The organism is Aeromonas sp. 62-46, from assembly GCF_001898585.1.
In the GTDB taxonomy this organism is placed as follows: Bacteria; Pseudomonadota; Gammaproteobacteria; order Enterobacterales; family Aeromonadaceae; genus Aeromonas; species Aeromonas caviae.
Map to the genome: position 1 here is coordinate 23,196 of NZ_MKUI01000054.1, position 21,142 is coordinate 44,337.

Annotated in this window: 21 protein-coding genes and 1 tRNA gene; 13 read left to right on the forward strand and 9 right to left on the reverse strand. The window is 62.5% G+C overall.

The window, feature by feature from the left end:
• Positions 1-189: 189 nt before the first annotated feature.
• Together BGO64_RS17045 and ftnA are read right to left on the reverse strand one after the other, a co-directional pair.
• The gene (locus tag BGO64_RS17045; protein WP_042882115.1) at positions 190-1,374 is read right to left on the reverse strand and encodes a BaiN/RdsA family NAD(P)/FAD-dependent oxidoreductase; all 1,185 of its coding nucleotides are present in this window, start codon (positions 1,372-1,374) and stop codon (positions 190-192) included.
• A gap of 162 nt (positions 1,375-1,536) precedes the next feature.
• On the reverse strand, positions 1,537-2,061 hold the full coding sequence (gene ftnA, locus BGO64_RS17050; protein ID WP_010672333.1) for a non-heme ferritin: 525 nt from the start codon (positions 2,059-2,061) through the stop codon (positions 1,537-1,539).
• A 209-nt stretch (positions 2,062-2,270) separates the two neighbouring features.
• Here ftnA and BGO64_RS17055 point away from each other — a divergent pair, with 209 nt between their 5' ends.
• A complete protein-coding gene (locus tag BGO64_RS17055; RefSeq protein WP_041214204.1) occupies positions 2,271-4,055 on the forward strand; it encodes a GGDEF domain-containing protein in 1,785 nt (594 codons plus the stop codon).
• A gap of 18 nt (positions 4,056-4,073) precedes the next feature.
• On the opposite strand, the gene fabV is transcribed toward BGO64_RS17055, so the two are convergent.
• Positions 4,074-5,261, reverse strand: coding sequence for an enoyl-ACP reductase FabV (fabV, locus tag BGO64_RS17060; protein ID WP_286701065.1), 1,188 nt, complete (start codon positions 5,259-5,261; stop codon positions 4,074-4,076).
• Positions 5,262-5,713: 452 nt separating this feature from the next.
• Between fabV and BGO64_RS17065 the strand changes: the two genes are divergently transcribed.
• Together BGO64_RS17065 and trpS are read left to right on the forward strand one after the other, a co-directional pair.
• Positions 5,714-6,148 carry a universal stress protein gene (locus tag BGO64_RS17065; protein WP_010672329.1) on the forward strand — a complete coding sequence of 145 codons (435 nt, stop codon included), beginning with the start codon at positions 5,714-5,716 and terminating at the stop codon, positions 6,146-6,148.
• A 191-nt stretch (positions 6,149-6,339) separates the two neighbouring features.
• The gene (gene trpS, locus BGO64_RS17070) at positions 6,340-7,353 is read left to right on the forward strand and encodes a tryptophan--tRNA ligase (RefSeq protein ID WP_286701066.1); all 1,014 of its coding nucleotides are present in this window, start codon (positions 6,340-6,342) and stop codon (positions 7,351-7,353) included.
• Here the strand turns inward: trpS and BGO64_RS17075 are convergent.
• A complete protein-coding gene (locus BGO64_RS17075) occupies positions 7,332-8,306 on the reverse strand; it encodes a LysR family transcriptional regulator (protein WP_045522672.1) in 975 nt (324 codons plus the stop codon). The genes trpS and BGO64_RS17075 overlap by 22 nt on opposite strands.
• 91 nt (positions 8,307-8,397) lie before the next feature.
• On the opposite strand from BGO64_RS17075, the gene BGO64_RS17080 reads away from it, so the two are divergent.
• Both BGO64_RS17080 and BGO64_RS17085 read left to right on the forward strand, forming a co-directional pair.
• Positions 8,398-9,297, forward strand: coding sequence for a DMT family transporter (locus BGO64_RS17080; RefSeq protein ID WP_042882104.1), 900 nt, complete (start codon positions 8,398-8,400; stop codon positions 9,295-9,297).
• Entirely contained in the window at positions 9,282-9,443 is a 162-nt protein-coding gene (locus tag BGO64_RS17085) for a hypothetical protein (RefSeq protein WP_010672325.1), read from the forward strand. Before BGO64_RS17080 ends, BGO64_RS17085 begins: the two co-directional genes overlap by 16 nt.
• Positions 9,444-9,548: 105 nt before the next feature.
• Here the strand turns inward: BGO64_RS17085 and BGO64_RS17090 are convergent, their stop codons facing one another.
• A complete protein-coding gene (locus BGO64_RS17090) occupies positions 9,549-10,019 on the reverse strand; it encodes a DUF6314 family protein (protein ID WP_286701069.1) in 471 nt (156 codons plus the stop codon).
• A 42-nt stretch (positions 10,020-10,061) separates the two neighbouring features.
• On the opposite strand from BGO64_RS17090, the gene BGO64_RS17095 reads away from it, so the two are divergent.
• The gene (locus BGO64_RS17095) at positions 10,062-10,916 is read left to right on the forward strand and encodes a carboxylate/amino acid/amine transporter (RefSeq protein ID WP_053287971.1); all 855 of its coding nucleotides are present in this window, start codon (positions 10,062-10,064) and stop codon (positions 10,914-10,916) included.
• A gap of 63 nt (positions 10,917-10,979) precedes the next feature.
• Here BGO64_RS17095 and BGO64_RS17100 read toward each other — a convergent pair whose 3' ends face one another.
• Positions 10,980-11,843, reverse strand: a complete 864-nt coding sequence (locus tag BGO64_RS17100) for a GGDEF domain-containing protein (protein ID WP_286701067.1) — start codon at positions 11,841-11,843, stop codon at positions 10,980-10,982.
• A 158-nt stretch (positions 11,844-12,001) separates the two neighbouring features.
• Positions 12,002-12,715, reverse strand: coding sequence for a 3-deoxy-D-manno-octulosonic acid kinase (locus tag BGO64_RS17105; RefSeq protein ID WP_010672321.1), 714 nt, complete (start codon positions 12,713-12,715; stop codon positions 12,002-12,004).
• A gap of 138 nt (positions 12,716-12,853) precedes the next feature.
• On the opposite strand from BGO64_RS17105, the gene BGO64_RS17110 reads away from it, so the two are divergent.
• From BGO64_RS17110 to BGO64_RS17140, 7 genes are all read left to right on the forward strand, one after another.
• Positions 12,854-13,954, forward strand: a complete 1,101-nt coding sequence (locus BGO64_RS17110) for a glycosyltransferase family 9 protein (protein ID WP_049637090.1) — start codon at positions 12,854-12,856, stop codon at positions 13,952-13,954.
• A 256-nt stretch (positions 13,955-14,210) separates the two neighbouring features.
• Positions 14,211-14,837 (forward strand): guanylate kinase, encoded by a 627-nt coding sequence (gmk, locus tag BGO64_RS17115; protein WP_128296556.1) that lies wholly within the window; start codon positions 14,211-14,213, stop codon positions 14,835-14,837.
• Between the two features lie 79 nt (positions 14,838-14,916).
• The gene (rpoZ, locus tag BGO64_RS17120) at positions 14,917-15,192 is read left to right on the forward strand and encodes a DNA-directed RNA polymerase subunit omega (protein ID WP_005307060.1); all 276 of its coding nucleotides are present in this window, start codon (positions 14,917-14,919) and stop codon (positions 15,190-15,192) included.
• Positions 15,193-15,327: 135 nt separating this feature from the next.
• The gene (gene spoT, locus BGO64_RS17125; RefSeq protein WP_039040667.1) at positions 15,328-17,445 is read left to right on the forward strand and encodes a bifunctional GTP diphosphokinase/guanosine-3',5'-bis pyrophosphate 3'-pyrophosphohydrolase; all 2,118 of its coding nucleotides are present in this window, start codon (positions 15,328-15,330) and stop codon (positions 17,443-17,445) included.
• Positions 17,446-17,552: 107 nt separating this feature from the next.
• Positions 17,553-18,296, forward strand: coding sequence for a tRNA (guanosine(18)-2'-O)-methyltransferase TrmH (trmH, locus tag BGO64_RS17130; RefSeq protein ID WP_164882906.1), 744 nt, complete (start codon positions 17,553-17,555; stop codon positions 18,294-18,296).
• Positions 18,286-19,326 carry an alpha/beta fold hydrolase gene (locus BGO64_RS17135; protein ID WP_286701068.1) on the forward strand — a complete coding sequence of 347 codons (1,041 nt, stop codon included), beginning with the start codon at positions 18,286-18,288 and terminating at the stop codon, positions 19,324-19,326. Before trmH ends, BGO64_RS17135 begins: the two co-directional genes overlap by 11 nt.
• 103 nt (positions 19,327-19,429) lie before the next feature.
• Positions 19,430-20,233 carry a Cof-type HAD-IIB family hydrolase gene (locus BGO64_RS17140; protein ID WP_253583940.1) on the forward strand — a complete coding sequence of 268 codons (804 nt, stop codon included), beginning with the start codon at positions 19,430-19,432 and terminating at the stop codon, positions 20,231-20,233.
• Between the two features lie 70 nt (positions 20,234-20,303).
• Here BGO64_RS17140 and BGO64_RS17145 read toward each other — a convergent pair whose 3' ends face one another.
• Together BGO64_RS17145 and BGO64_RS17150 are read right to left on the reverse strand one after the other, a co-directional pair.
• On the reverse strand, positions 20,304-20,822 hold the full coding sequence (locus BGO64_RS17145; RefSeq protein WP_103261047.1) for a ricin-type beta-trefoil lectin domain protein: 519 nt from the start codon (positions 20,820-20,822) through the stop codon (positions 20,304-20,306).
• Between the two features lie 171 nt (positions 20,823-20,993).
• Positions 20,994-21,070, reverse strand: a tRNA-Pro gene (locus BGO64_RS17150).
• Between the last annotated feature and the right edge of the window lie 72 nt (positions 21,071-21,142).

Below are 21,142 nucleotides of genomic sequence, written 5' to 3' on the forward strand. Positions count from 1 at the left end.
GCGGCCTGAGCAGGCCGCGTCTGGTTCCATCACTCGGGCCGTCTGACACGGCCCGATCCGCTCGGACTCATCCGCTGAGCCTCTTTGTCAGCAGTGCGGCCTCTCCCCCAGCCCGACGACCGGGCCCACTGGAAGTTGTCACCCGAGAGGCCGCTGACGGGACCATTCACAGCAAGGATGCGGCATCCCTCAGCAGTACTGGCCTGCCACCCAGCCCGACGACCAGGCCCACTGGAAGTTGTAACCACCGAGCCAGCCGGTCACATCGACCACTTCGCCGATGAAGTAGAGGCCGGGCACGGTGCGCGCCTCCATGGTCTTGGAGGAGAGCGCGTTGGTATCCACTCCCCCCAGGGTCACTTCGGCGGTGCGATACCCTTCGGTGCCGTTGGGCAGGATCTGCCAATCCCCCAGCAGGGTGGCTACCGCCTCCAGCTCCCGTTCGTTGTACTGGCGCATCGGCTTGCTCACCAGCCATCCCAGCTCCACCAGCTTGTCGACGAAGCGCTTGGGCAGCTCGCGCCCCAGCACGGTTTTCAGCTCCTGGGCAGGATGGGCCTGGGCCCAGGTCTTGAGGGTCTCTGGAATGTCGAGATCCGGCAGCAGGTTGATGTGGATCTTCTCCCCCGCCAGCCAAAAAGAGGAGATCTGCAGGATGGCGGGGCCGGAGAGGCCGCGATGGGTGAACAGCATGGCCTCCTTGAAGCGGGTGCCATCCTCGGCGGTCACCGCCACCGGCAGGCTGACCCCCGCCAGATCGGCGAAGGCCTCCTTGTCGGCCTGATGCAGGGTAAAGGGCACCAGCCCGGCGCGAGTCGGCAGCACGGTGAGGCCGAACTGCTCCGCCAGCTTGAAGCCATAAGGGGTAGCACCGAGTTTCGGCATGGAGAGGCCGCCGGTGGCGACCACCAGCGACGAGCAGGCGATCTCCCCCTTGCTGGTGTCGAGCACGAAGCCTTCATCTGTCTTGCTGACGGTGAGGATCTCGGTCTGGAACTGCAGGGTCACGCCAGCCCAGTCGCACTCGGTCAGCAGGATGTCGACGATATCCTTGGCGCTGTCGTCGCAGAAGAGCTGGCCCAGCGTCTTCTCGTGGTAGTTCAGGCCATGCCTGTCCACCAGATCGATGAAATCCTGCTGGGTATAGCGCGCCAGCGCCGATTTGCAGAAGTGGAGGTTGGCCGAAAGGAAGGCATGGGGACCCACCTGATGATTGGTGAAGTTGCAGCGACCGCCGCCGCTGATGAGGATCTTGCGGCCCGGCTTCTTGGCGTTGTCGAGCACCAGCACGGAGCGACCCCGGTAGCCAGCCTGGGCCGCACACATCAATCCGGCCGCCCCGGCACCGATCACCACCACATCCACCTGTTTCATCGTCACTCACCCATCAAAAGAAAAACGGCCCCTTTACCTTAAAGGACCGTCATTGTACCCGGCAGACACCAGCACAGCGGTACAAGGACACCTGCAAATAGAAAACGGCCCCTTTACAAGGGGCCGTCATTGTACTGACTGAACACTAAGTGTCCACGACTATCAGGCGTTGCCGTCCATGATGCTGGCCGGGGCGCCCTTGGCCAGCTCGGCCAGCTCCTTATCGATGAAATAGAGGCCCTTGCCATCCTCGCCCACCAGGCTCAGACGGTCGACGATGCTCTTGAACAGCTTCTCCTCTTCGTGCTGCTCGGCCACGTACCACTGCAGGAAGTTGAAGGTGGAGTAATCCTGGGTGGTGAAGGCGACATGGGCCAGACCGTTGATGCACTTGGTGATGTGATACTCGTGCTCCAGGGTGGTGCGGAAGATGTCACCCAGGGACTTGAATTCATGGGGAGGCGCTTCGATGGCCCCCAGCACCGGCATGGCGCCGGTCTCGCTCACGTAGGTGAACAGGCGCTCCATGTGCTGGCGCTCCTCGACCGCATGCTGGCGCAGGAAGGTGGCGGCCCCCTCGAAGCCCTTGTCCTCGCACCAGGCGCTCATCTGCAGGTAGAGGTTGGAGGAATAGAATTCAAGATTAATCTGCTCGTTCAACTTCTCGATCATGGCTTTGGCCAACATGATGATTCTCCACTGTGATTTGCCCACGATTGTCGCCACTGTTGCATCCTGACGCAACCAGAGACAACCGACGCACCCCGCAGTTGCGACGACTTTTCACCTCATCCTCTCCCCCATACGGTTATAGAGAAGCAAAGAAACATGGTGTAGGTGACATCAGCCATTATGATGGCGCCATTGGTCGGGGAAAGGATTCAATGAGATTCATAATGGCACTGGCGCTGCTCTGGATGACCCAGTTGCAGGCAGCTCCCTCCTTGCTGAAAGAGGCTGAATTGCAGGCGGCGCGCGATCCCGTCGGCTATCTGCAGCGCCTCGACGCCAGTCCCCAGCAGGATATGGAACTGTTCTACGCCAGGTCCCTGGCCCAGGCAGCCCTTGGCCGCTATCCACAGGCACAGCGCGACAATGCCCGCGCCCGCGGTCTGGCCAATGCCCAGCAGGAGACCCTTCGCCTGCTCGACTTCCGGTTGCAGCAGATTGCCCTGACCCTGGATGCCGATACGCCGGATCAGGCGCTCGAGCTGCTCACCCAGCTCTGGCCAGCGGTCCGGCATCACCCCAGGCAGGTCTCGGAGTGGCATGCCCTCAACGGGCTCGCCCTCTACCGTACCCAGCAGATGAAAGAGGCGATCCTCGAGCTCAAGACCGCCTATCACCTCAAGCAGAAAGAGCCGGGTTCCATCCTCTCCACCTTGCAGTGCGGCCGTCTGCTGATGACCCTCGGCAACCTCTATGCGGACCTCAATCTCTACCGTGAGGCCGAGACCTATTATCAGGATGCCCTCGGCCAGATGGTGCAGCTCAACGAACCCAACAGCCAGGCCATCATCCGGGCCAACATGGCCAGGCTCTACATCGACATGGGCCAGCCTGCCAGAGCCAGCCAGTTGCTCGATACCCTGCTGGCCACGCCGAGCCTGTCACCCCACTATCGCGCCATCGTCCTCGGCTACCAGGCCATGGTGTTCAACGCACGGGCGGACTGGCACGCCGCCTGGCGCAGCCTGGAGGAGGCACAAGCCATCTATGACAGGCTGGATAGCCCGCAGGCGGCCTCCCGTCTGACCGAGATCAGGGCAAGAACCCTGCTGGGTCGTGGCGAGAAGCAGCTGGCCCTGCAACTGCTGATGGAGCACACCGCCCCTCTCTCCATGGATGGTCGGGCGATGCAGGCCAGGTTACTGGCCGATCTGGGCCGCTACCCCGAGGCCTACGGGGCCATGACCCGCTACATGCAGTACTACAAGCAGCACTTCAACCAGACCCTGAGCCAGCACGCGGCCGCCTTCCAGGTCGAGATGGATCTGGCTCGCAGCGAGGCCAGCAATCGCGCGTTGCAGCAGGAAAACGAGAGCAAGCGCCAGCAACTGCTCTACCAGCAGAGTGCCCGCTACTACCAATTGCTGCTGCTGGTGCTGCTGGCCGTCGCTCTGATCCTGCTCGGGCTCACCACCCGCAGGCTCCACCGCAGCTCGCGCCACCTCTACAAGCTCGCCACCTTCGATCAGCTGACCGGGCTGCCCAACCGGCGCGCCCTGCTGGAGAGACTGGGTCAGCAGTGGCTGCACGAAACGCCCCTGACCCTGCTCATCATCGACATCGATCACTTCAAGCAGATCAACGACAAGCATGGTCACCAGGCGGGGGATCAGGCTATCCGGCAGTTGGCCAGGGAGCTCAAGAGCTGGGCGCCGGACCAGCAGTTGATCGGGCGCTGGGGCGGGGAAGAATTTCTGGTGGCCATGACCCAGGACGGGGCCACCTGCTGGCGGCTGGCGGAGCAGCTGAGAAGCCGGATCGCCTACCTGGCCGCCCCCCACATGACCATCAGCATCGGGGTGGCGGAACGCTCGACGCAGGATGACAGCCTGAGCCAGCTCATCCATCGGGCCGACATGGCCATGTATCAGGCGAAGCGCCAGGGGCGCAACCAGACCGTGCTGGCCCAGTCTCCCCACCTTTCCCCTGAACTGGCCTGCAACGTCGCCTGATGCCCCCTCGTGCGGGTGTCAGGGCGTCAGCTCAGTGAGTGACGCCACGTTCACCGGCGCACCGTAATCCACCCCCGGCAGCTCGAAGCCGTTGAGCTGCATGAACTCCTGGCGCAACCCGGCAAAATCCCCCAGGGTGCGGAAGTTCTCCGGCGTCACCTTGGGCCAGAGCGCCGAGACGGCGGCCTGCACCGCTGGCTCAAGCTCGTGGTCATCCATCCGGATCAGCCGGTTGCCATCGGCGACGACTCCTCTGGGCCCGTACATCTTGTCGGCAAACAGCCGCTGCATCTGCTCGATGCAGCCCTCGTGGACACCACGCTCCTTCATCACCCCCATCAACAGGCCCAGATAGACAGGCAGCACCGGAATAAACACGCTCGCCTTGGTCACCAGCGCCTTGCAAACCGACACCCAGGCATGACCGCCGATCCCGGCAAGTTGCAGGTTGATGGTCTCGGCGGTGGCGTGCAGGTGCTCCTTGGCATAGCCGATGGTGCCGTCCCGATAGAGGGGATAGGTGGACTCGGGGCCGATATAGGAGTAGGCAACGGTCCGGGCGCCGGGGGCCAGGCAATCCGCCTGCTGCAATGCCTGCATCCAGCGCTGCCAGTCCTCGCCCCCCATCACGGTGACGGTGTCGCGGATCTCCTCCGGAGTGGCTGGCGCCAGCGACTGCTGCACCAGCGCATCGTGCTCCAGATCCAGCCCCCAGCCTTGCAGCGGCTGGCCTGTGGTCTTGAGCACCGAGCGTACCAGTGTGCCATTCGGCATCACCCTGACTCCGCTCGCCAGCGAATAGACCACCAGATCCACCTGCCCGAGCTGCTGGCGGATGACGTCGATGGCCTGCTGGCGCATGGTGTCGGAGAAGGCATCCCCGATCAGGTTGACGGCGATGCGACCGGCTTGCTCCGCCACCTGACGAAACCAGATGTTGTTGTACCAGCCAGCACTGCCGAGCCCCTTGTCGGAGGGACCCCGCTCGAACGAGACGCCCAGGGTATCGGCCCCGGCACCGAAGGTGAGCGCGATCCGGGACGCCAGCCCGAAACCGGACGATGCCCCCAGCACCAGCACCCGTTTCGGCCCGTTGAACGGCCCCGCCGCCCGCACCTGTTCGATCTGTTGCAGCACGGCGGCGCGACAACCCATGGGGTGGCAATTGCGGGCAACACAACCCTGGATCTGGGGATGAATGATCATGAAGGACTCTCCGGTGCATCGGTGGGGCATGAGAAACGGCCATGACAGCGTCACCCGGTTGCAGGTGAGGGGCCCTGGCCGTTTTGCCAAGGGAACTGGCTACAGCATAACCAAGGGGGGCGGGATTACCTTGATGTCGGACGGGATATGGACTGGAAGAGGGCAGAAAAACAAAAGGGAGCACGAGGCTCCCCAAAGCGGTATTCAGATGCTTTTTGTTGTTTTGTGTTCATTGCGAAGCACGGGCACATCCTATTCCCCCACCTTCCCGAGGGCAATAGCACGCCTGTGACCGGCGTCAAACTCCTGTTCAAAATATGCACTCCCCGGCCACCTGCACCTCTACGCCTTCCGGTTCGGGGTCAGGCAAATCCTGAAACTGTGGCGACGATGCCGTTTTAGTTTCAGCAGACATTGGTATAGTGGACCCAGGATCAGTGAGGAGAACTCCCATGAATGGAACCTATTACAAACACGTACTGGCCGCGATCGACCTGTCGGAAGACAACCGCAAGGTGATCGAGAAGGCGGTCGACCGGGCCCGCTCCAACGGCGCCAAGCTGTCGGTGATCCATGTGGATGTGGACCTCAAGGATCTCTACACCGAGATGATCGACATCGACATCGACAACGTGCAGGACCAGGTGATCGCCGAAGCGAAGGAGAAGCTGGAAGCCTTCCTCGCCTCGGTGGACTACCCCATCGAGAAGAAGCTGGTCATCTGCGGCGATCTGAGCGAGCGGGTCAACCAGGCGGTCAAGGACTACCAGATCGACCTGCTGGTGTGCGGCCATCGCCAGAGCTTCTGGAGCCTGCTCACCTCGAGCGCACGCCAGCTGATGAATACCGTGCCCTGCGACATGCTGGTCGTGCCCTTGCAGAAGTGATCGAACAGGCGTAGTGTGATTTGCCATGAATATGACCTCATTCAATCACAACTACTGGTGGTGCTGCTTCTAAACAGGCGGCACTGCTTTTCTATGTAAAATTTCCCAAAGAAAACACCGTGACCGCCGAGAGGCGGTCATTGTTTTCATCCCTATGTCGCCTCCCGGCTCACCCAACTGGAGAGAGTGACATGCACAACCCCGTGATCCTGACCGGCGACCGCCCCACCGGCAAACTGCACATCGGCCACTACGTCGGCTCCCTGCGCCAGCGCGTGGCCGCCCAGCACCATTACCGCCAGTTCGTCATGATCGCCGATCTGCAGGCGCTGACCGACAACGGCCACAACCCGGCCAAGGTGACCGATCACGTGCTGGAGGTGATGGCCGACTACCTGGCCGCTGGCCTCGACCCCGCCAAGACCACCTTCTGCCTGCAGAGCGCCCTGCCCGCCCTCGCCGAACTCACGACCTACTACCTCAACCTGGTCAGTGTCGCCCGGCTGGAGCGCAACCCCACCGTCAAGGCGGAGATCCAGCAGAAAGGGTTCGAGCGCAGCCTGCCCGCCGGCTTCCTCGTCTATCCGGTCAGCCAGGCCGCCGACATCACCGCCTTTCGTGCCACTCACGTGCCGGTGGGCGAGGATCAGCTGCCCATGCTGGAGCAGACCAACGAGATAGTGCGCCGCTTCAACACCCTGGTGGGCAAAGAGGTGCTGACCGAGTGCCAGCCCATCCTGAGCGACACCGGCCGCCTGCCCGGCATCGACGGCAAGGCCAAGATGTCCAAGTCCCTTGGCAACACCATCGAACTCGGCATGTCGAGCGACGAGATCAGGCAGGCGGTGTTCGCCATGTATACCGACCCCAATCACCTCAAGGTGAGCGATCCGGGTCAGGTGGAGGGCAATACGGTGTTCGCCTATCTGGATGCCTTCCACCCCGACAAGGCACTGGTGGCCGAGATGAAGGCCCATTACCAGCGCGGTGGTCTGGGGGACATGCGCTGCAAGCAGGTACTCAACGACTGCCTGCAGACCCTGCTTGCTCCGATGCGGGAGCGGCGCGAAACAGCCATCGCCGACAAGCGCCAGCTGCTGCGCCTGTTGCAGCAGGGTACCGAGCAGGCCCGGGCCCTCACCGACGAGGTGCTGGCCGAGGTGAAGGGGGCGATGGGGCTGGACTACTTCTCCGGATTGGCGTGATCTGCCCCCTGCGGCGCGGGATGGCCGAGCGCATCCGCGCCGTAGCGCTCCTTCGCCAGCCGGTGCAACAACCCCTTGAACCAGCCGATCGCCTCGTCATGGGCACTGAGCGGGTGGCCCGCCATCAGGTAGACGATGGGGATGGCGGGTTCCAGCTGGTGCAGGCGCAACGGATAGTGGCGACAGAAGTGGCGCCCGATCATCTCGGGCACCACCACCAGGTAGCGGCCGGTCGCCATCAGCGGCGGTACCGCCATAAAGCTCGGCAGCCTGACCCCCAGCTCCCGCTCCACCCCGAAACGGGCCAGCCAGAGATCCACCATGGCCTGGCTGTGGCCCCAGCTGGAGGTGTGGATATGGGGGCGGCTGACCAGTTCTCCCGGCCCCAGCATGTCGGGCAGGGCGCTGCCGAGGGGCGACAAACAGACCAGCGGATTGCTGAACCACTCCTCGCGCCACAACCGGGGCGAGAGGTGGTTGGCACCGGCAAACCCGATCACCAAATCCAGTTCCCCCTTCTCCAACTCCCGCTCGTAGTCGCTGTCCGCCAGCTCGCACACTTCCAGTCGGCAGTGGGGAGCCTGCTGCACCATCCACTCCACCAGCACCGGCACCAGACCGTGCTCCACCGAGCCCGGGGTGGCGATGCGAAAGATCCGCCGGGCACTTGCCGGGTCGAATCCCTTGGCCTGACGCAGCCCCTGCTCCAGCATGGCCAGCGCCTGGCGCACCGGGCTCGCCAGCGCCTTGGCCCGTTCGGTCGGCATCATCTCGCGCCGGCTCATCACGAACAGGGGGTCATCCAGCGCCTGGCGCAAGCGCCCCAGCGCATGGCTGACGGTGGACTGGGAGAGGTGTAGCCGTTCGGCGGCACGGGTGACGTTGCGCTCCTGCATCAGCATGTCGAACACGGTGAGCAGGTTGAGGTCGAGGCGGGAGAGGGGCAGTTCCATCGATATTGGCCATAGTTGAATGACGACAATTCATTTTTGGCATAGTAGCAGATTGCATAGAATGCGCAGGCGAATTACATCGGAGATTCAAATGCGTAGCTATCTGTTGTTGCTGGCGATCGGCCTGTTGTGGGGCTCCCAGTTCATTTTCATGCACCAGGCCGTGGCTGAACTGCCCCCCATCATGGTGGCCGCCGGACGCGCCCTGTGCGGCAGCCTGACCCTGGGTCTGCTCTGCCTGTTCATGCGCCTCAAGAGTGAACACACACCCTGGCGAACCTATATGCTGATCGCCCTGCTCGACGCCACCATCCCCTTCATCATGGTGGCCTGGGGACAACAGTATGTGGACAGCGCCATCGCGGCCGTGGTCATGGGTTGTATCCCCTTTGTGACCATTCTGGCGGCTCCCTTGTTTATTTCTGGTGAAAGAATCACCAAGGGCGGCCTCGTCTCCGTGATCATCGGCTTCGTCGGCGTGCTGGTACTGTTCTGGCCCAAGCTGACCAGCGGCATGAATGCCGGCCTGCTCGGTGCCATGGCCATCCTGTTCGGTGCCAGCTGCTTCGCCATCGGCCTGCTGATGATCAAGCGCTTCGCCAAGGACCATCCTGTGGTCGTGGCCCGCAACATCCTGATCTCCTCAGCCATCCAGCTGCTGCTGGCCGCGCCCTTCGTGGCCGACCTGAGCACCCTCACCCTGCCGAGCCAGCAGGCCATGGGCGCCGTCGCCATGCTGGGGATCTTCTGTACCGGCCTGGTCTACTTCCTCTACATGGCGCTGATCCAGAAGGCGGGCCCGACCTTCGCCTCCTTCAGCAACTACCTGGTGCCGCTGTTCGGCGTCATGCTGGGAGCCCTGTTCCTCGGCGAGCAGATCCAGTCCACCACGGGCGTGGCGCTGGCCCTGATCCTGGGTTCGGTCGCCCTCAACCAGTGGGCACAGCAGCGCCGCCAACAGCGGGAGGCTGCCCTATGTCAGGCATCCTGACCACCCTCTGCGGCGGTCTGGTACTGATAGCCGGCTGGCAGTATCGCCACCGGCTGGCCGGGGTGCTGGGTCTGCTGATGGTGCTGCTGCCCTGGTTCTTCGACAGCAAGCTGCAAGCCATGCTGAACTATGCACTGAATGCCTGAAGACCCTCTCTGCGTGTGTGACGAGAGTGTATCTCTCCTGTTTTTGGGACCGTTTTAACAAAACCTCCGATTTGTCCCCTCTACCGGCGCCCTGCGCCGGTTTTTTTATCTCTGCGCCTCTGGTCCGTAGCGATAACTCAACCGCTCGTTCTTGCGCGGCCCCGTTATCTGCCAGGTGAGCAGGAAACCCTCGCAGGTTTCGGTCAGCTCGGCGCTGTAGTGATCCTGCCCGCACCGGTGAGGCTCGGCCGTGACCCAGTGCCCGTCCCCCCGGGGCAACAGCTCGAACAGCATCACCGGCTGCTCGTAGCGCAGGTGGGAGAGCATGATCCCCCGTGCGGTGCGCTGCCACCAGAAGCGGTTGTGCATGGTCAGCTCCCGGCCATGGGGCGTGGTGTAGCGACCCGTCTCGGCATACAGCCACCCCCCATGGTGATCGGTCACCACCACGGCCCCCTCCCCGCGACCGCACCAGTCGGTGGCGGATCCGGCCCCGTTGCTCGCCTCGAAGGCAAATGCTCCGATCTGTGACAACCCTTCCCATAAACGCTGGATCGCGCCTTCCAACTCGGCCATCATAGCGCCCTCCAAATTGACAACTGACGACAATTCAATCACATGAACTACTTGATAGGGGTTACCCTGCTCTGGTCCTTCTCCTTCAGCCTGATCGGGGTCTACCTTGCCGGTCAGGTGGATGCCTACTTCTCGGTACTGACCCGCATCGTGCTCGCCAGCCTGGTGTTTCTGCCCTTCCTGCGCCGTCGCTGGCTGCGCCCCGATCTGGTGGCCAAGCTGATGGCCCTCGGTGCCATCCAGCTCGGCATCATGTATCTCTTCTACTACCACTCCTTCCTGCTCTTGACGGTACCGGAAGTGCTGGTGTTCACCATCTTCACCCCCATCTATGTCACCCTGATCCACGACCTGCTGGAAGGGCGCTTCAAGCCTGTCTATCTGTGGGGGGCCCTGCTGGCGGTGCTGGGGGCGGCCGTCATCCGTTTCGACGGCCTGACCGAAAACTATGTACTGGGATTCCTGGTGGTGCAGGGCGCCAACGTCTGCTTCGCTCTGGGCCAGGTAGGCTACAAGGTGCTGCTGGCCCGGGAGGCTGAGCAGCCGCCCCAGCTGGCGGTGTTCGGCTGCTTCTATCTGGGCGCCCTGGTGATCGCCCTGCCCGCCTGGTGGCTGCTGGGCAAACCTCAATATCCCGCCAGCTCCCTGCAATGGGGCATCCTCTTCTGGCTGGGGGTCGGGGCATCCGGGCTCGGCTACTTCCTGTGGAACAAGGGGGCGACCCTGGTCAGCAGCGGCGTGCTGGCCATCATGAACAACGCCTTGATCCCCGCGGGTCTGCTGGTCAATCTGGTGCTCTGGGGAAAGGATACCGACCTGCTCAGGCTCGGTCTGGGCGCCCTGCTGATGCTGGCTTCTCTCTGGGTCTGCCAGCGTCAGCAGGTCAGTGAGCGCTGACTGAAAACCATTGACGCTGATGGGTCCATCGGCGTCAATGGGTACGCGGACAGTGACTGGCCGTCAGCCGACCACGGCGTTGTGTTCCCGCTTCGCCTGACCGTGGCAGGAGGCCAACCGGGCCAGCAGGTGATCGAGCTGCTCGGCACTCTGGCTCTGCACCAGGCCGATGCTCACGGTCACCGGACGCTGGGGCAGCAGGCTGGCGTCGGCGATCTCGAGACGCAGCCGCTCGGCAATCTCCAGGCCGCTCAGCCGATCGGTCTGGGAGAGCATCAGGATGAAGCCGTCTTCGTCCCAACGGGCGAAGGGATCTTCCCGGCGCAGCTCGCGGCGCACGATGCGGGCCAGCTTGGCCAGCATGGCGTCGCAGGCCGCCTCCCCGAACAACTGCAGGATCTTGCTGCGGTGATCCACGCTGAACTGCAGCAGACAGAAACTGCCGCTCTCGCTGGCCAGCCGTTCATCCAGCAACAGCTCGAAGTGGCTGCGGCTCTCGAGGCCGGTGAGGGGATCCGTGTCGTGGCGATCCTCCAGGGGCGCCATGGCGGCATCCAGATGGCGAACCACCCCCAGCAGTTGACCCCCTTCGTCGCGACGGACCCGCTCCTCCAGCCGGATGTAATGGCCCTGATGGTGCAGGATGCGGTACTCGAGTCGAAGCCCGTTGCTGCGCCCATGCTGACAGGCCTCCATGGCCTCTGCCAGACGGGGAGCATCATCCGGATGTACCCGATCCAGCCAGCCGAGATCTCCCAGCTCGCCCCCCTCCAGACCCAGCAGTTGCAGACAGGAAGGGTCCCGCTTCAGACCCTGCCCGGCCGACCAGGTCCAGATCCCGGCCTCCAACATCGCCATGGCCTGTGCCATCAGCGTCACCTCAAGGGGAGTGGTGACCTCAACCCCGGGAGTCTCATACCTTTCCATCACGCGCCTCGAAACCGGATCTGAATATCTGTCCAAGCAATCACACTCAATAAGTAACATTGGTGCTGGCGCCGAGCAACCGCGCCAGCATCGCTGGCCTCGCACCTCTCGCCTCTGGTGGTCCGCCATCAGGGCTTGCTACGAAGTGAAGCCCGACGTCACGCCACCTTGCCCTGATAGCCTGCCATCAGGGCTTGCCAGTTCTCCGGCACGAAGTGGAAGCTGGTGTGCAGTTGCGACTCCTTGTTGAAGGAGCGCAGCAACCGCTCCAGGTTGGCCTGCTGCCAGTTGCCGGGGGAGCGGATGGCTCCTTTGTCGAAGTCGATCACCCACACCTTGCCCTCCTTGTCGAGCAGCAGGTTGTGGCTGTTGAGATCCGCATGATAGACCCCTGCATCGTGCAACTGGCGCACCGTTTTGCCTATCTTGTGCCACACCTCACCGGCGATCGGCCCCTGCTTGAGCAGGGCCACCAGATCCTTGGCGCCGCGAATGCGCTCGATCAGGATGTCGGCCCGATAGAAGGGCCCCTGCTTGACCATGCGGGCCGCAAAGGGGCGCGGCACCGGCAGCCCCTGTTCACTCAGGGTCGCCAGCAGACGATATTCAGCCATGGCCCGGCTGCTCTCCACCCCTTCAAACCAGAACCGGTCACGCACCAGCTTGCCCACCATGCCGCCACGGTAGTAGTGACGCAGCACCAAGTGACGGGACTCATCCTTCACGAACCAGGTCACCCCGCGGCCGATGGAAGAGCCCACCACCTGGCGATGGGTCTGCCACCAGACAGGATCGAACAAGGCAGGGGAAGGATCGCGGAAGACTCCGTCGGCATACCAGCAGACCTGGTTGTGGGTGGTGTGTGTCAGCATGATGAGAATTCCGGTCGATAGTGGGGGCAGGGCATCCATTCAGAAAGCCGTGCCGGTCGGGCAACCGGCGCAATTTTACAATCCACAGGGGAGTTTGCATAATGCCATCCATCCATTTTGCCATCGTTGCGCCACATCATGCCGCTGTTCCAAACGCCGCCCTCCTCCATCTGCATCCTGCGGCTCTCCGCCATCGGAGATTGCTGCCACGCGCTGGCGCTGGTGCGCGTCATCCAGCGGGAGTGGCCCCAGACCCGCATCACCTGGATCACCGGCAAGATTGAGGCGACCCTGTTCGCCGATCTGCCGGGGGTCGAGGTCATTCCCTTCGACAAGAGCAAGGGGTGGCGCGGCTATCGCGATCTCTGGCAGACCCTCAAGGGGCGCAGGTTCGATGCCCTGCTCCACCTGCAGGCCGCCATGCGCGCCAGCATCGCCACCCTCGGCATCAAGGCCAAGGTCAAACTCGGGTTTGATCGGGAGCGCGCCAGCGACGGTCAGTGGTTGTTCACCAACCATCGGGTCCCCTCACCCGCCTCCCCCCACGTGCTGGACGGCTTTCTCGCCTTCGCCAAAGAGCTCGGGATAAAAGATCTGACCCCGGACTGGCAACTGCCCATCAGCGCCGAGCACCAGACCTGGGCCCGGGAGAAGGTGGGTGGTAAGCCGACCCTGCTCATCTGCGCCGCTGCCAGCAAGGCATTCAAGAATTGGACTGCCGCCGGCTACGCCGCGCTGGCGGATCACGCCGCAGACAAGGGCTTTCAGGTCTATCTGTGCGGCGGACCGGCCAGGCTGGAGCGGGATCTCGCCGCCGAGATCCAACGCCTCAGCCAGAGCAAGCCGGAAGATTTGGTGGGGCAGACCAGCCTCAAGCAATTGCTGGCGCTGATTGGCGAGGCGAGCCTGGTGCTGGCCCCGGATACCGGCCCTGCCCACATGGCTACCCTGGTGGGGACACCCGTGATCGGCCTCTACGCCCACCATAACCCCGCCCGTACCGGCCCCTATCTGTGCCGGGATTATCTGGTCAGCGTCTATCAGGAACTGATTGAGCAGGAGACCGGCAAGCCGCTGGCCGAGCTCGGCTGGCGCACCCGCCTCAAGGATCCTGACGCCATGGCCAAGATAAGCCGCGAGCGGGTCATCGCCGCCTTCGACCGCCTCTGTACCGACAAGCATCTTCTACCGACCCAGGGCAACTCGGAAATTCCGAGCCCTGGCGCAGGGATAATCTGATGGCCCGGCCCCGGCTCCGTGGGCAGAATGGCCCTCTATGCGGGTAACGCCCGCACAGCAAGCTACGGATATTTTGATCGGCTGGAATATGATTCCGGCCGTTTTTTTATCCGCCCCCATCTGCTAACATTCGCCGCCTTTACATCCTCCTGACTCTGATTCCTCCGCGCATTGCGAGCAACCGTCTCCCTTATCGGGCACAAGACGGCGGCCTCTGCTACAACCAAAGCGCGGATCATCGCTTAAAGGTACAGACATGGCGCAACAAGGCACTCTCTATATCATCTCTTCCCCGAGCGGGGCCGGTAAGTCCAGCCTGCTCAATGCCTTGCTGACCCAGCACAACGCCGCCGGCAAGATGCAACTATCGGTTTCCCACACCACCCGCGCCACCCGTCCCGGTGAAGAGCACGGGGTGCACTACCACTTCGTCAAGGTGGAAGAGTTCAAGGCGCTGATCGAGCGCGGTGACTTTCTGGAGTGGGCAGAAGTCTTCGGCAACTACTACGGCACTTCCCGCGCCGCCATCGAGGCCTGTCTGGCGCAGGGCATCGACGTCTTCCTCGACATCGACTGGCAGGGTGCCCGCCAGATCCGCGAACTGATGCCGACCAAGTCCATCTTCATCCTGCCCCCCAGCCGCGAGGAGCTGGAGCGCCGCCTGATCGGCCGCGGCCAGGACAGCGCCGAGGTGATCAAGGGCCGGATGGAGAAAGCCATTGCCGAAATGGTGCACTACGACGAGTATGACTATGTCATCATCAATGAAGACTTTGAGCAGGCACTGTTCCAGCTCAGGGCCGTCATCGAGTGCCAGCGCCTGGAAATGCGTCAGCAACAGCAGGCCCAGCAAAACTTGCTGAAACAGCTACTGGCAGAGTAAGCCAAAAACAAGTAAACTTTTGCGTCATTTTTAAACACCGCTTTTTCAATCACAGAAAGCCCAAACACTGGAGTCCCGCATGGCCCGCGTTACTGTAGAAGATGCTGTAAAACAGGTAGGTAACCGTTTTGACCTGGTGCTGGTCGCCGCGCGCCGCGCTCGTCAAATCGCGGTACAAGGCAAGGATCCCCTGGTCGACGAAGAGAACGACAAGCCGACCGTGATCGCCCTGCGCGAGATCGAACTGGGTCTGGTCAACAACCAGGTGATGGATACTCAGGACCGCTACGAGCAGCAAGAGCAGGAAGCCGCCGAGCTGGCTGCCGTTGCTGCCATCGCAGAAGGTCGCGGCTAAGTCAGTCGCTTCCCATAGTCGGCGCCCGCCCGGGTGCCGGCTGTTCTCCCCATTTACAACCGCTCGAAAACCTCGCAAACTCGAGGGCATACCCTCAATTTCACGGATTGCCGTTTAACCGCTGCGGGGACTGTCTTGTATTTATTTGAAAATCTTAAAGAAATAGCCAGTTCCTACCTGCCACCCGAGCAGGTTGAGAAGCTCAGGCAAGCCTATGTGGTAGCCCGTGATGCTCACCAGGGACAGATGCGTTCCAGTGGTGAACCCTACATCACTCATCCCGTTGCCGTGGCCCGCATCCTGGGCGACATGCGTCTCGATCACGAGACCCTGATGGCTGCCGTGCTGCACGACGTCATCGAAGATACCCCTGTCACCAAGGACGATCTTGCCGAGCAGTTTGGCAACGCCGTCGCCGAGCTGGTCTCCGGTGTCTCCAAGCTCGACAAGCTGAAGTTCCGCGATCGCAAGGAAGCCCAGGTCGAGAACTTCCGCAAGATGATGATGGCCATGACCCAGGACATCCGGGTCATCCTGATCAAGCTGGCCGACCGCACTCACAACATGCGTACCCTCGGCTCCTTGCGACCGGACAAGCGTCGCCGCATCGCCCGGGAAACCCTCGAGATTTTCGCCCCCATCGCCAACCGCCTCGGTATTCACACCATGAAGAACGAGCTGGAAGAGCTCGGCTTCGAGGCGCTCTACCCCATGCGCTCCCGGGTACTGCGGGAATCGGTACGCCGCGCCCGTGGCAACCGGCGCGAGATCATCGACTCCATCCAGAGCGAGATTGAGGGGCGTCTGCGGGAAGCCGGTATCGATGCCCAGGTAAGCGGACGCGAGAAGAACCTGTTCTCCATCTACAACAAGATGGAGAAGAAAGAACTGCAATTCCACGAAGTGATGGATATCTATGCTTTCAGAGTGAGAGTGAAAGACATAGACACCTGCTACCGGGTGCTTGGGCAGATGCACAGCCTCTACAAGCCGCGCCCCGGTCGCTTCAAGGACTACATCGCCATCCCCAAAACCAACGGCTACCAGTCCCTGCACACCTCCCTGGTGGGCCCCCACGGGGTACCGGTGGAGGTGCAGATCCGCACCGAGTTCATGGACCAGATGGCCGACAAAGGCGTCGCCGCCCACTGGGCCTACAAGCAGGATGGGGACAGCTCGGGCACCACGGCCCAGATCCGCGCCCAGCGCTGGATGCAGAGCCTGCTGGAGCTGCAACAGAGCGCCGGCAGCTCCTTCGAGTTCATCGAGGGGGTCAAGACCGACCTCTTCCCCGACGAGATCTACGTCTTCACACCGGAGGGCCGCATCATGGAGCTGCCCGCCGGCGCCACCCCGGTGGACTTCGCCTACACGGTGCACACAGACATCGGTCATGCCTGCGTCGGTTCCCGGGTCGACCGCCACCCCTATCCGCTGAGCAGCCCGCTGCACTCCGGTCAGACGGTGGAGATCATCACGGCCCCCGGCGCCCGCCCGAACGCAGCCTGGCTCAACTTCGTGGTGACCACCAAGGCGCGCTCCAAGATACGTCAGTTCCTCAAGAACCTGCGCACCGAAGAGTCCGTGGTGCTGGGCCGCCGCCTGCTCAACCATGCCCTCGGCGCCAAGAACATCGAAGACATTCCGGAAGCCCGCGTCAAGCAGGTGCTGGCCGATACCAAACACGAGAACCTGCAGGGGCTGCTGGCCGACGTGGGCCTTGGCAACGCCATGAGCGTCATGGTGGCACGCCGCATGCTGGGAGATGAACTGCCGCCGGAAGAGCAGCCCAAATCCACCAGCAAGAAGATGCCGATCAAGGGGGCCGACGGCATGCTGGTCACCTTCGCCAACTGCTGCCGCCCCATCCCGGGGGACGCCATCATTGCCCACATCAGCCCGGGCAAGGGACTGGTGATCCACCAGGAGTCCTGCCGCAACATCAAGGGCTACAGCCGCGAACCGGACAAATACCTGCCGGTGCAGTGGGAGGTGGACAAGGAGCAGGAGCAGGAATTCCGCACCGGCATCAGCATCGAGATCGTCAACCACCAGGGCGCCCTGGCGGAGCTGGCCAACGTGATTGCCGCCACCGGCGCCAACATCCACGCCATCAGCACCGAGGAGAAGGATGGCCGGGTCTATGTGGTCACCCTGCTCATCACCACCAAGAGCCGGATCCACCTCGCCAACATCATGCGCAAGATCCGGGTCATGCCCAACGTGCTCAGGGTGAGCCGACAGAAAAACTGAACACAGGCGGCGCAAGCCGCCTGCTGCTTTTCAAGAGATACCCAGGGCCCCATGCCGCAGGCCACCAGCCTTGTTGCATGCACCGGCCTCACGACATAGAAACCGACATGACTCCTGAACGCTTCAAACGCATTTCCGACATGCTGGCCATGCGCCAGCTCGACCTGACCGTCTGCATGGAAGAGGTTCATAAACCTCACAACCTGGCCGCCATCGTGCGCACCGCCGATGCCATCGGCATCCACCGGGTGCACGCGGTCTGGCCCAAGAGCTGGATCCACAAGCGCAAGGGCACTGCCCGCGGCAGCCAGAACTGGGTGGACGTGCAGCTGCACCCGGACATCGGCAGCGCGGTGGCCGAACTCAAGGCCTCCGGCATGCAGATCCTGGCGACCCACCTCTCCGACAGCTCCGTGGACTTTCGTGCCATCGACTACACCAGACCCACCGCAATCCTGGTGGGCCAGGAGAAGCACGGCATCGGCGAAGAGGCGCTGGCCCTGGCCGATCACCATATCGTCATCCCCATGGTAGGCATGGTGCAGTCCCTCAACGTCTCGGTGGCCGCCGCCGCCATCCTTTACGAGGCCCAGCGCCAGCGCGAACTGGCCGGCTGTTATCAGCGCGGCTGTCCACTCAGCCTGGAAGAGCAGAACACCATCTTGTTCGAGGGGGGCTATCCCGTCTATGCCCAGCTCTGCAAGGAGAAAGAGATGCCCTACCCCCAGCTCGGTCCGGCCGGCGAGATCCTGGCGGACGAACGCTGGTGGCAGCAGATGCAGCTGACCCGCAAAGGATGGGCCGCCCAACAATCGGATGATCCTTCGGAAGAGTACACTGATGAAGCTTAACCACCTGCCCCTGCTGGCCCTGACCCTGTTTTCTGCCGGAGCCCTTGCCGTGAGCAATCCTTACCAGCTGACCACTGAAGCCGACGTTCCCGCCCTCTATCAGCAGACACTGCCCGACTTCTGGCGCCAGCATGCCGTCGAGGGGGAGTTCCAGGGCAAGGACGGGGTCACCCTCCGCTATGCCGCCCTGCGCCAGCCCAAGATCGATCGCACCATCCTCATCGTCAACGGCCGGGTCGAGAGCTACCTCAAGTATCAGGAGCTGGCCTGGGATCTCTGGCGTCAGGGTTACAGCCTCTACCTCATCGATCATCGCGGCCAGGGAATGTCAGACCGCATGCTGGCCGACAAGGAGAAGGGGTATGTCGACCAGTTCGACGACTATGTCGCCGATCTCAAACAGTTTCATGATGAAGTGATCGCCCAGGACCAACCCGCCAAGCTGTTCCTGCTGGCCCACTCCATGGGGGGGGCCATCTCGGCCCGCTATCTGGAACGCTGGCCGAACGACATCCAGGCGGCGGTGCTCTCCTCCCCCATGATGGGCATCAACCTCGGCGGCCTGCCCAAGTGGCTGGCCAAGGGGTTGGCGGCCACCATCGGCACGGTCGGCGGCTGGGTGGGCGAGCCCCCCTACGGCCCGGGTCAGGGACCCTATGAGGATCACGGCTTTGCCGACAACGAGCTGACCCACAGCACGGCGCGTTATCAGGCCTTCCGCCAGATCTACGAACAGCATCCCCAGGTCAGGCTGGGGGGCGCCACCGCCCACTGGATCCATCAGGCCATCACAGGATCGGACGCGGCCGTGGCCGACGCCGGCGCCATCAAGACACCGCTGCTGCTGCTGCAGGCCGGCGAGGACAGCGTGGTGGACAACGCCGCCCAGGAGGCCTTCTGCGCCAAGGCCCAATGTGAAGGGAGCAAGCCGCTGCGTATCGAAGGGGCCTGGCACGAGCTCTTCATCGAGGCGGATCCCCAGCGCCACGCCGCGCTCAATGCAACCCTGGCCTTCTTCGCGCGCTACTGACGCGACCAGAAGGGGCTGGTTATTTTTTGGATCCCTAAATAAATGGGGTGACGGCAGACGCTGGGGTACACTCCCCCGGCGTTCAATTGAAGTCGAGGTAATGATGTTCAAGGTAGTTGTGTCCGATCTCGATGGTACCCTGCTCAACGGGCAGCACCAGATCTCCTCCCGCACCCGGGATACCCTGCACCGTCTGGTCGATCAGGGCGTCAAGTTCGTGGTCGCCACCGGCCGTCACCATGTGGATGTGCGCAGCATCCGCGATGCACTGGGGCTGGATATCTACCTCATTACCTCCAACGGCGCCGTGGTACACGACAAGCAGGATCAGCTGGTCTACAACCAGGCGCTACCGAGCACGGTGGCGGCCGAGCTGATCGCCATGGAACGCGACCCGTCCATCCACATCAACGTCTACTACGGCGACGAGTGGCTGGTGGAAGAAGAGCTGCCCTGGTTGCTGCAGTTCCATCACGACTCCGGCTTCAGCTACCGCCTGGCGGATCTGGCCAACCACCCGAAGGACAGGGTCAACAAGGTGTTCTACATCGGCGACCACGACAAGCTGCTGAAGATAGAGGCGCACCTCAACCAGCAATATGGTGATCGGATCAACGTCACCTTCTCCCTGCCTGACTGCCTCGAGGTGATGCACGCCGGCGTGCACAAGGGCAATGCCGTGCGCGCCGTGCTGGAGCAGCACGGCCTGGAGATGTCCCAGGCAGTGGCCTTTGGCGATGGCATGAACGACTTCGAGATGCTGAGCATGGTGGGCCGCGGCGTGGTCATGGGCAACGCCCACGATCGCCTCAAACTGGCCCTGCCAGAGCATGAACAGACCCTCACTTCCGATGAAGATGGCGTTGCCGTCTATCTGGAGAAACTGTTCGCCTCCCAGACCCGCTGATAAGGCATCCCCATCGCGGATCGAAAAAGGGTGGCCCATGTGACCACCCTTTTTGTTTCTCGCTCTCTTGTCACCACGCCAGTGCCGGGTGCATCAGACGGTTCAACAGCGTGCCGGATGGCGTCCACTCAAAGCTCTGGTTGGCGCCGCCATAGCATTCGGCGAGGCGCAGGGGGACGGCCGGCTTATGACGGCGACCCGCCACATCCAGGCACAGCGACACCTGCCGATTGAACAGACGATCCCCCTGCCACAGCCATTGATGGCTCTCCTCCCGGCACGCCTCCATCCCCAGACCATCCTCCCCTTTGGCGACCAGGCAATCCCCGGCCAGTTGCAGGGCACCGACATCCCAGCTGAATGACTGGTTCGATTGCTGATCGCAGGGCTGAGTCAGCAGACGGCCCTGCTCGCTCAGGGTCACGCAGAAGCCACCACTGGTCACCAAGGTGGCCTCGAGTTCCGCCTTTGGCTTGGGGGCGGCGCCCATCAGAAGATCTTCCGGTTTTGGCTGCAGGGCGCAGCCACCCAGCAGCAGTGCGGCCATGGCCAGCACGGAGAGTTGAAGAGAAGTGATATGGTGATGCATAGGCCTTGTATCGGGTCCGTGCCCGAGCGTCCCCTGTCTCGCGGCTCCGGGCCCCAGCATAGCGAACTCGTGGCGAACAGGCGCCTGAAGAAGTGTAAAAAGACGTGACAGGAAAAAGCGGAAGAGAAACGCCAAAAAGCAAAAACCCCGCCTGAGCGGGGTTTTCAAATGTGGTCGGTGATAAAGGATTCGAACCTTTGACCCTCTGGTCCCAAACCAGATGCGCTACCGGGCTGCGCTAATCACCGAGGGGGCATTCCAAAAACACAAAGATGACCATCTGGTCATCCTCGTCATACAGCAAGTATGGTGCGAAGAGA

What these genes read in the sequence shown, in the direction of transcription:
- BGO64_RS17045 (WP_042882115.1), bottom strand. Translation starts at nt 1,374, where the DNA reads ATGAAACAGGTGGATGTGGTGGTGATCGGTGCCGGGGCGGCCGGATTG.
- ftnA (WP_010672333.1), bottom strand. Translation starts at nt 2,061, where the DNA reads ATGTTGGCCAAAGCCATGATCGAGAAGTTGAACGAGCAGATTAATCTT.
- BGO64_RS17055 (WP_041214204.1), top strand. Translation starts at nt 2,271, where the DNA reads ATGGCACTGGCGCTGCTCTGGATGACCCAGTTGCAGGCAGCTCCCTCC.
- fabV (WP_286701065.1), bottom strand. Translation starts at nt 5,261, where the DNA reads ATGATCATTCATCCCCAGATCCAGGGTTGTGTTGCCCGCAATTGCCAC.
- BGO64_RS17065 (WP_010672329.1), top strand. Translation starts at nt 5,714, where the DNA reads ATGAATGGAACCTATTACAAACACGTACTGGCCGCGATCGACCTGTCG.
- trpS (WP_286701066.1), top strand. Translation starts at nt 6,340, where the DNA reads ATGCACAACCCCGTGATCCTGACCGGCGACCGCCCCACCGGCAAACTG.
- BGO64_RS17075 (WP_045522672.1), bottom strand. Translation starts at nt 8,306, where the DNA reads ATGGAACTGCCCCTCTCCCGCCTCGACCTCAACCTGCTCACCGTGTTC.
- BGO64_RS17080 (WP_042882104.1), top strand. Translation starts at nt 8,398, where the DNA reads ATGCGTAGCTATCTGTTGTTGCTGGCGATCGGCCTGTTGTGGGGCTCC.
- BGO64_RS17085 (WP_010672325.1), top strand. Translation starts at nt 9,282, where the DNA reads ATGTCAGGCATCCTGACCACCCTCTGCGGCGGTCTGGTACTGATAGCC.
- BGO64_RS17090 (WP_286701069.1), bottom strand. Translation starts at nt 10,019, where the DNA reads ATGGCCGAGTTGGAAGGCGCGATCCAGCGTTTATGGGAAGGGTTGTCA.
- BGO64_RS17095 (WP_053287971.1), top strand. Translation starts at nt 10,062, where the DNA reads ATGAACTACTTGATAGGGGTTACCCTGCTCTGGTCCTTCTCCTTCAGC.
- BGO64_RS17100 (WP_286701067.1), bottom strand. Translation starts at nt 11,843, where the DNA reads ATGGAAAGGTATGAGACTCCCGGGGTTGAGGTCACCACTCCCCTTGAG.
- BGO64_RS17105 (WP_010672321.1), bottom strand. Translation starts at nt 12,715, where the DNA reads ATGCTGACACACACCACCCACAACCAGGTCTGCTGGTATGCCGACGGA.
- BGO64_RS17110 (WP_049637090.1), top strand. Translation starts at nt 12,854, where the DNA reads ATGCCGCTGTTCCAAACGCCGCCCTCCTCCATCTGCATCCTGCGGCTC.
- gmk (WP_128296556.1), top strand. Translation starts at nt 14,211, where the DNA reads ATGGCGCAACAAGGCACTCTCTATATCATCTCTTCCCCGAGCGGGGCC.
- rpoZ (WP_005307060.1), top strand. Translation starts at nt 14,917, where the DNA reads ATGGCCCGCGTTACTGTAGAAGATGCTGTAAAACAGGTAGGTAACCGT.
- trmH (WP_164882906.1), top strand. Translation starts at nt 17,553, where the DNA reads ATGACTCCTGAACGCTTCAAACGCATTTCCGACATGCTGGCCATGCGC.
- BGO64_RS17135 (WP_286701068.1), top strand. Translation starts at nt 18,286, where the DNA reads ATGAAGCTTAACCACCTGCCCCTGCTGGCCCTGACCCTGTTTTCTGCC.
- BGO64_RS17140 (WP_253583940.1), top strand. Translation starts at nt 19,430, where the DNA reads ATGTTCAAGGTAGTTGTGTCCGATCTCGATGGTACCCTGCTCAACGGG.
- BGO64_RS17145 (WP_103261047.1), bottom strand. Translation starts at nt 20,822, where the DNA reads ATGCATCACCATATCACTTCTCTTCAACTCTCCGTGCTGGCCATGGCC.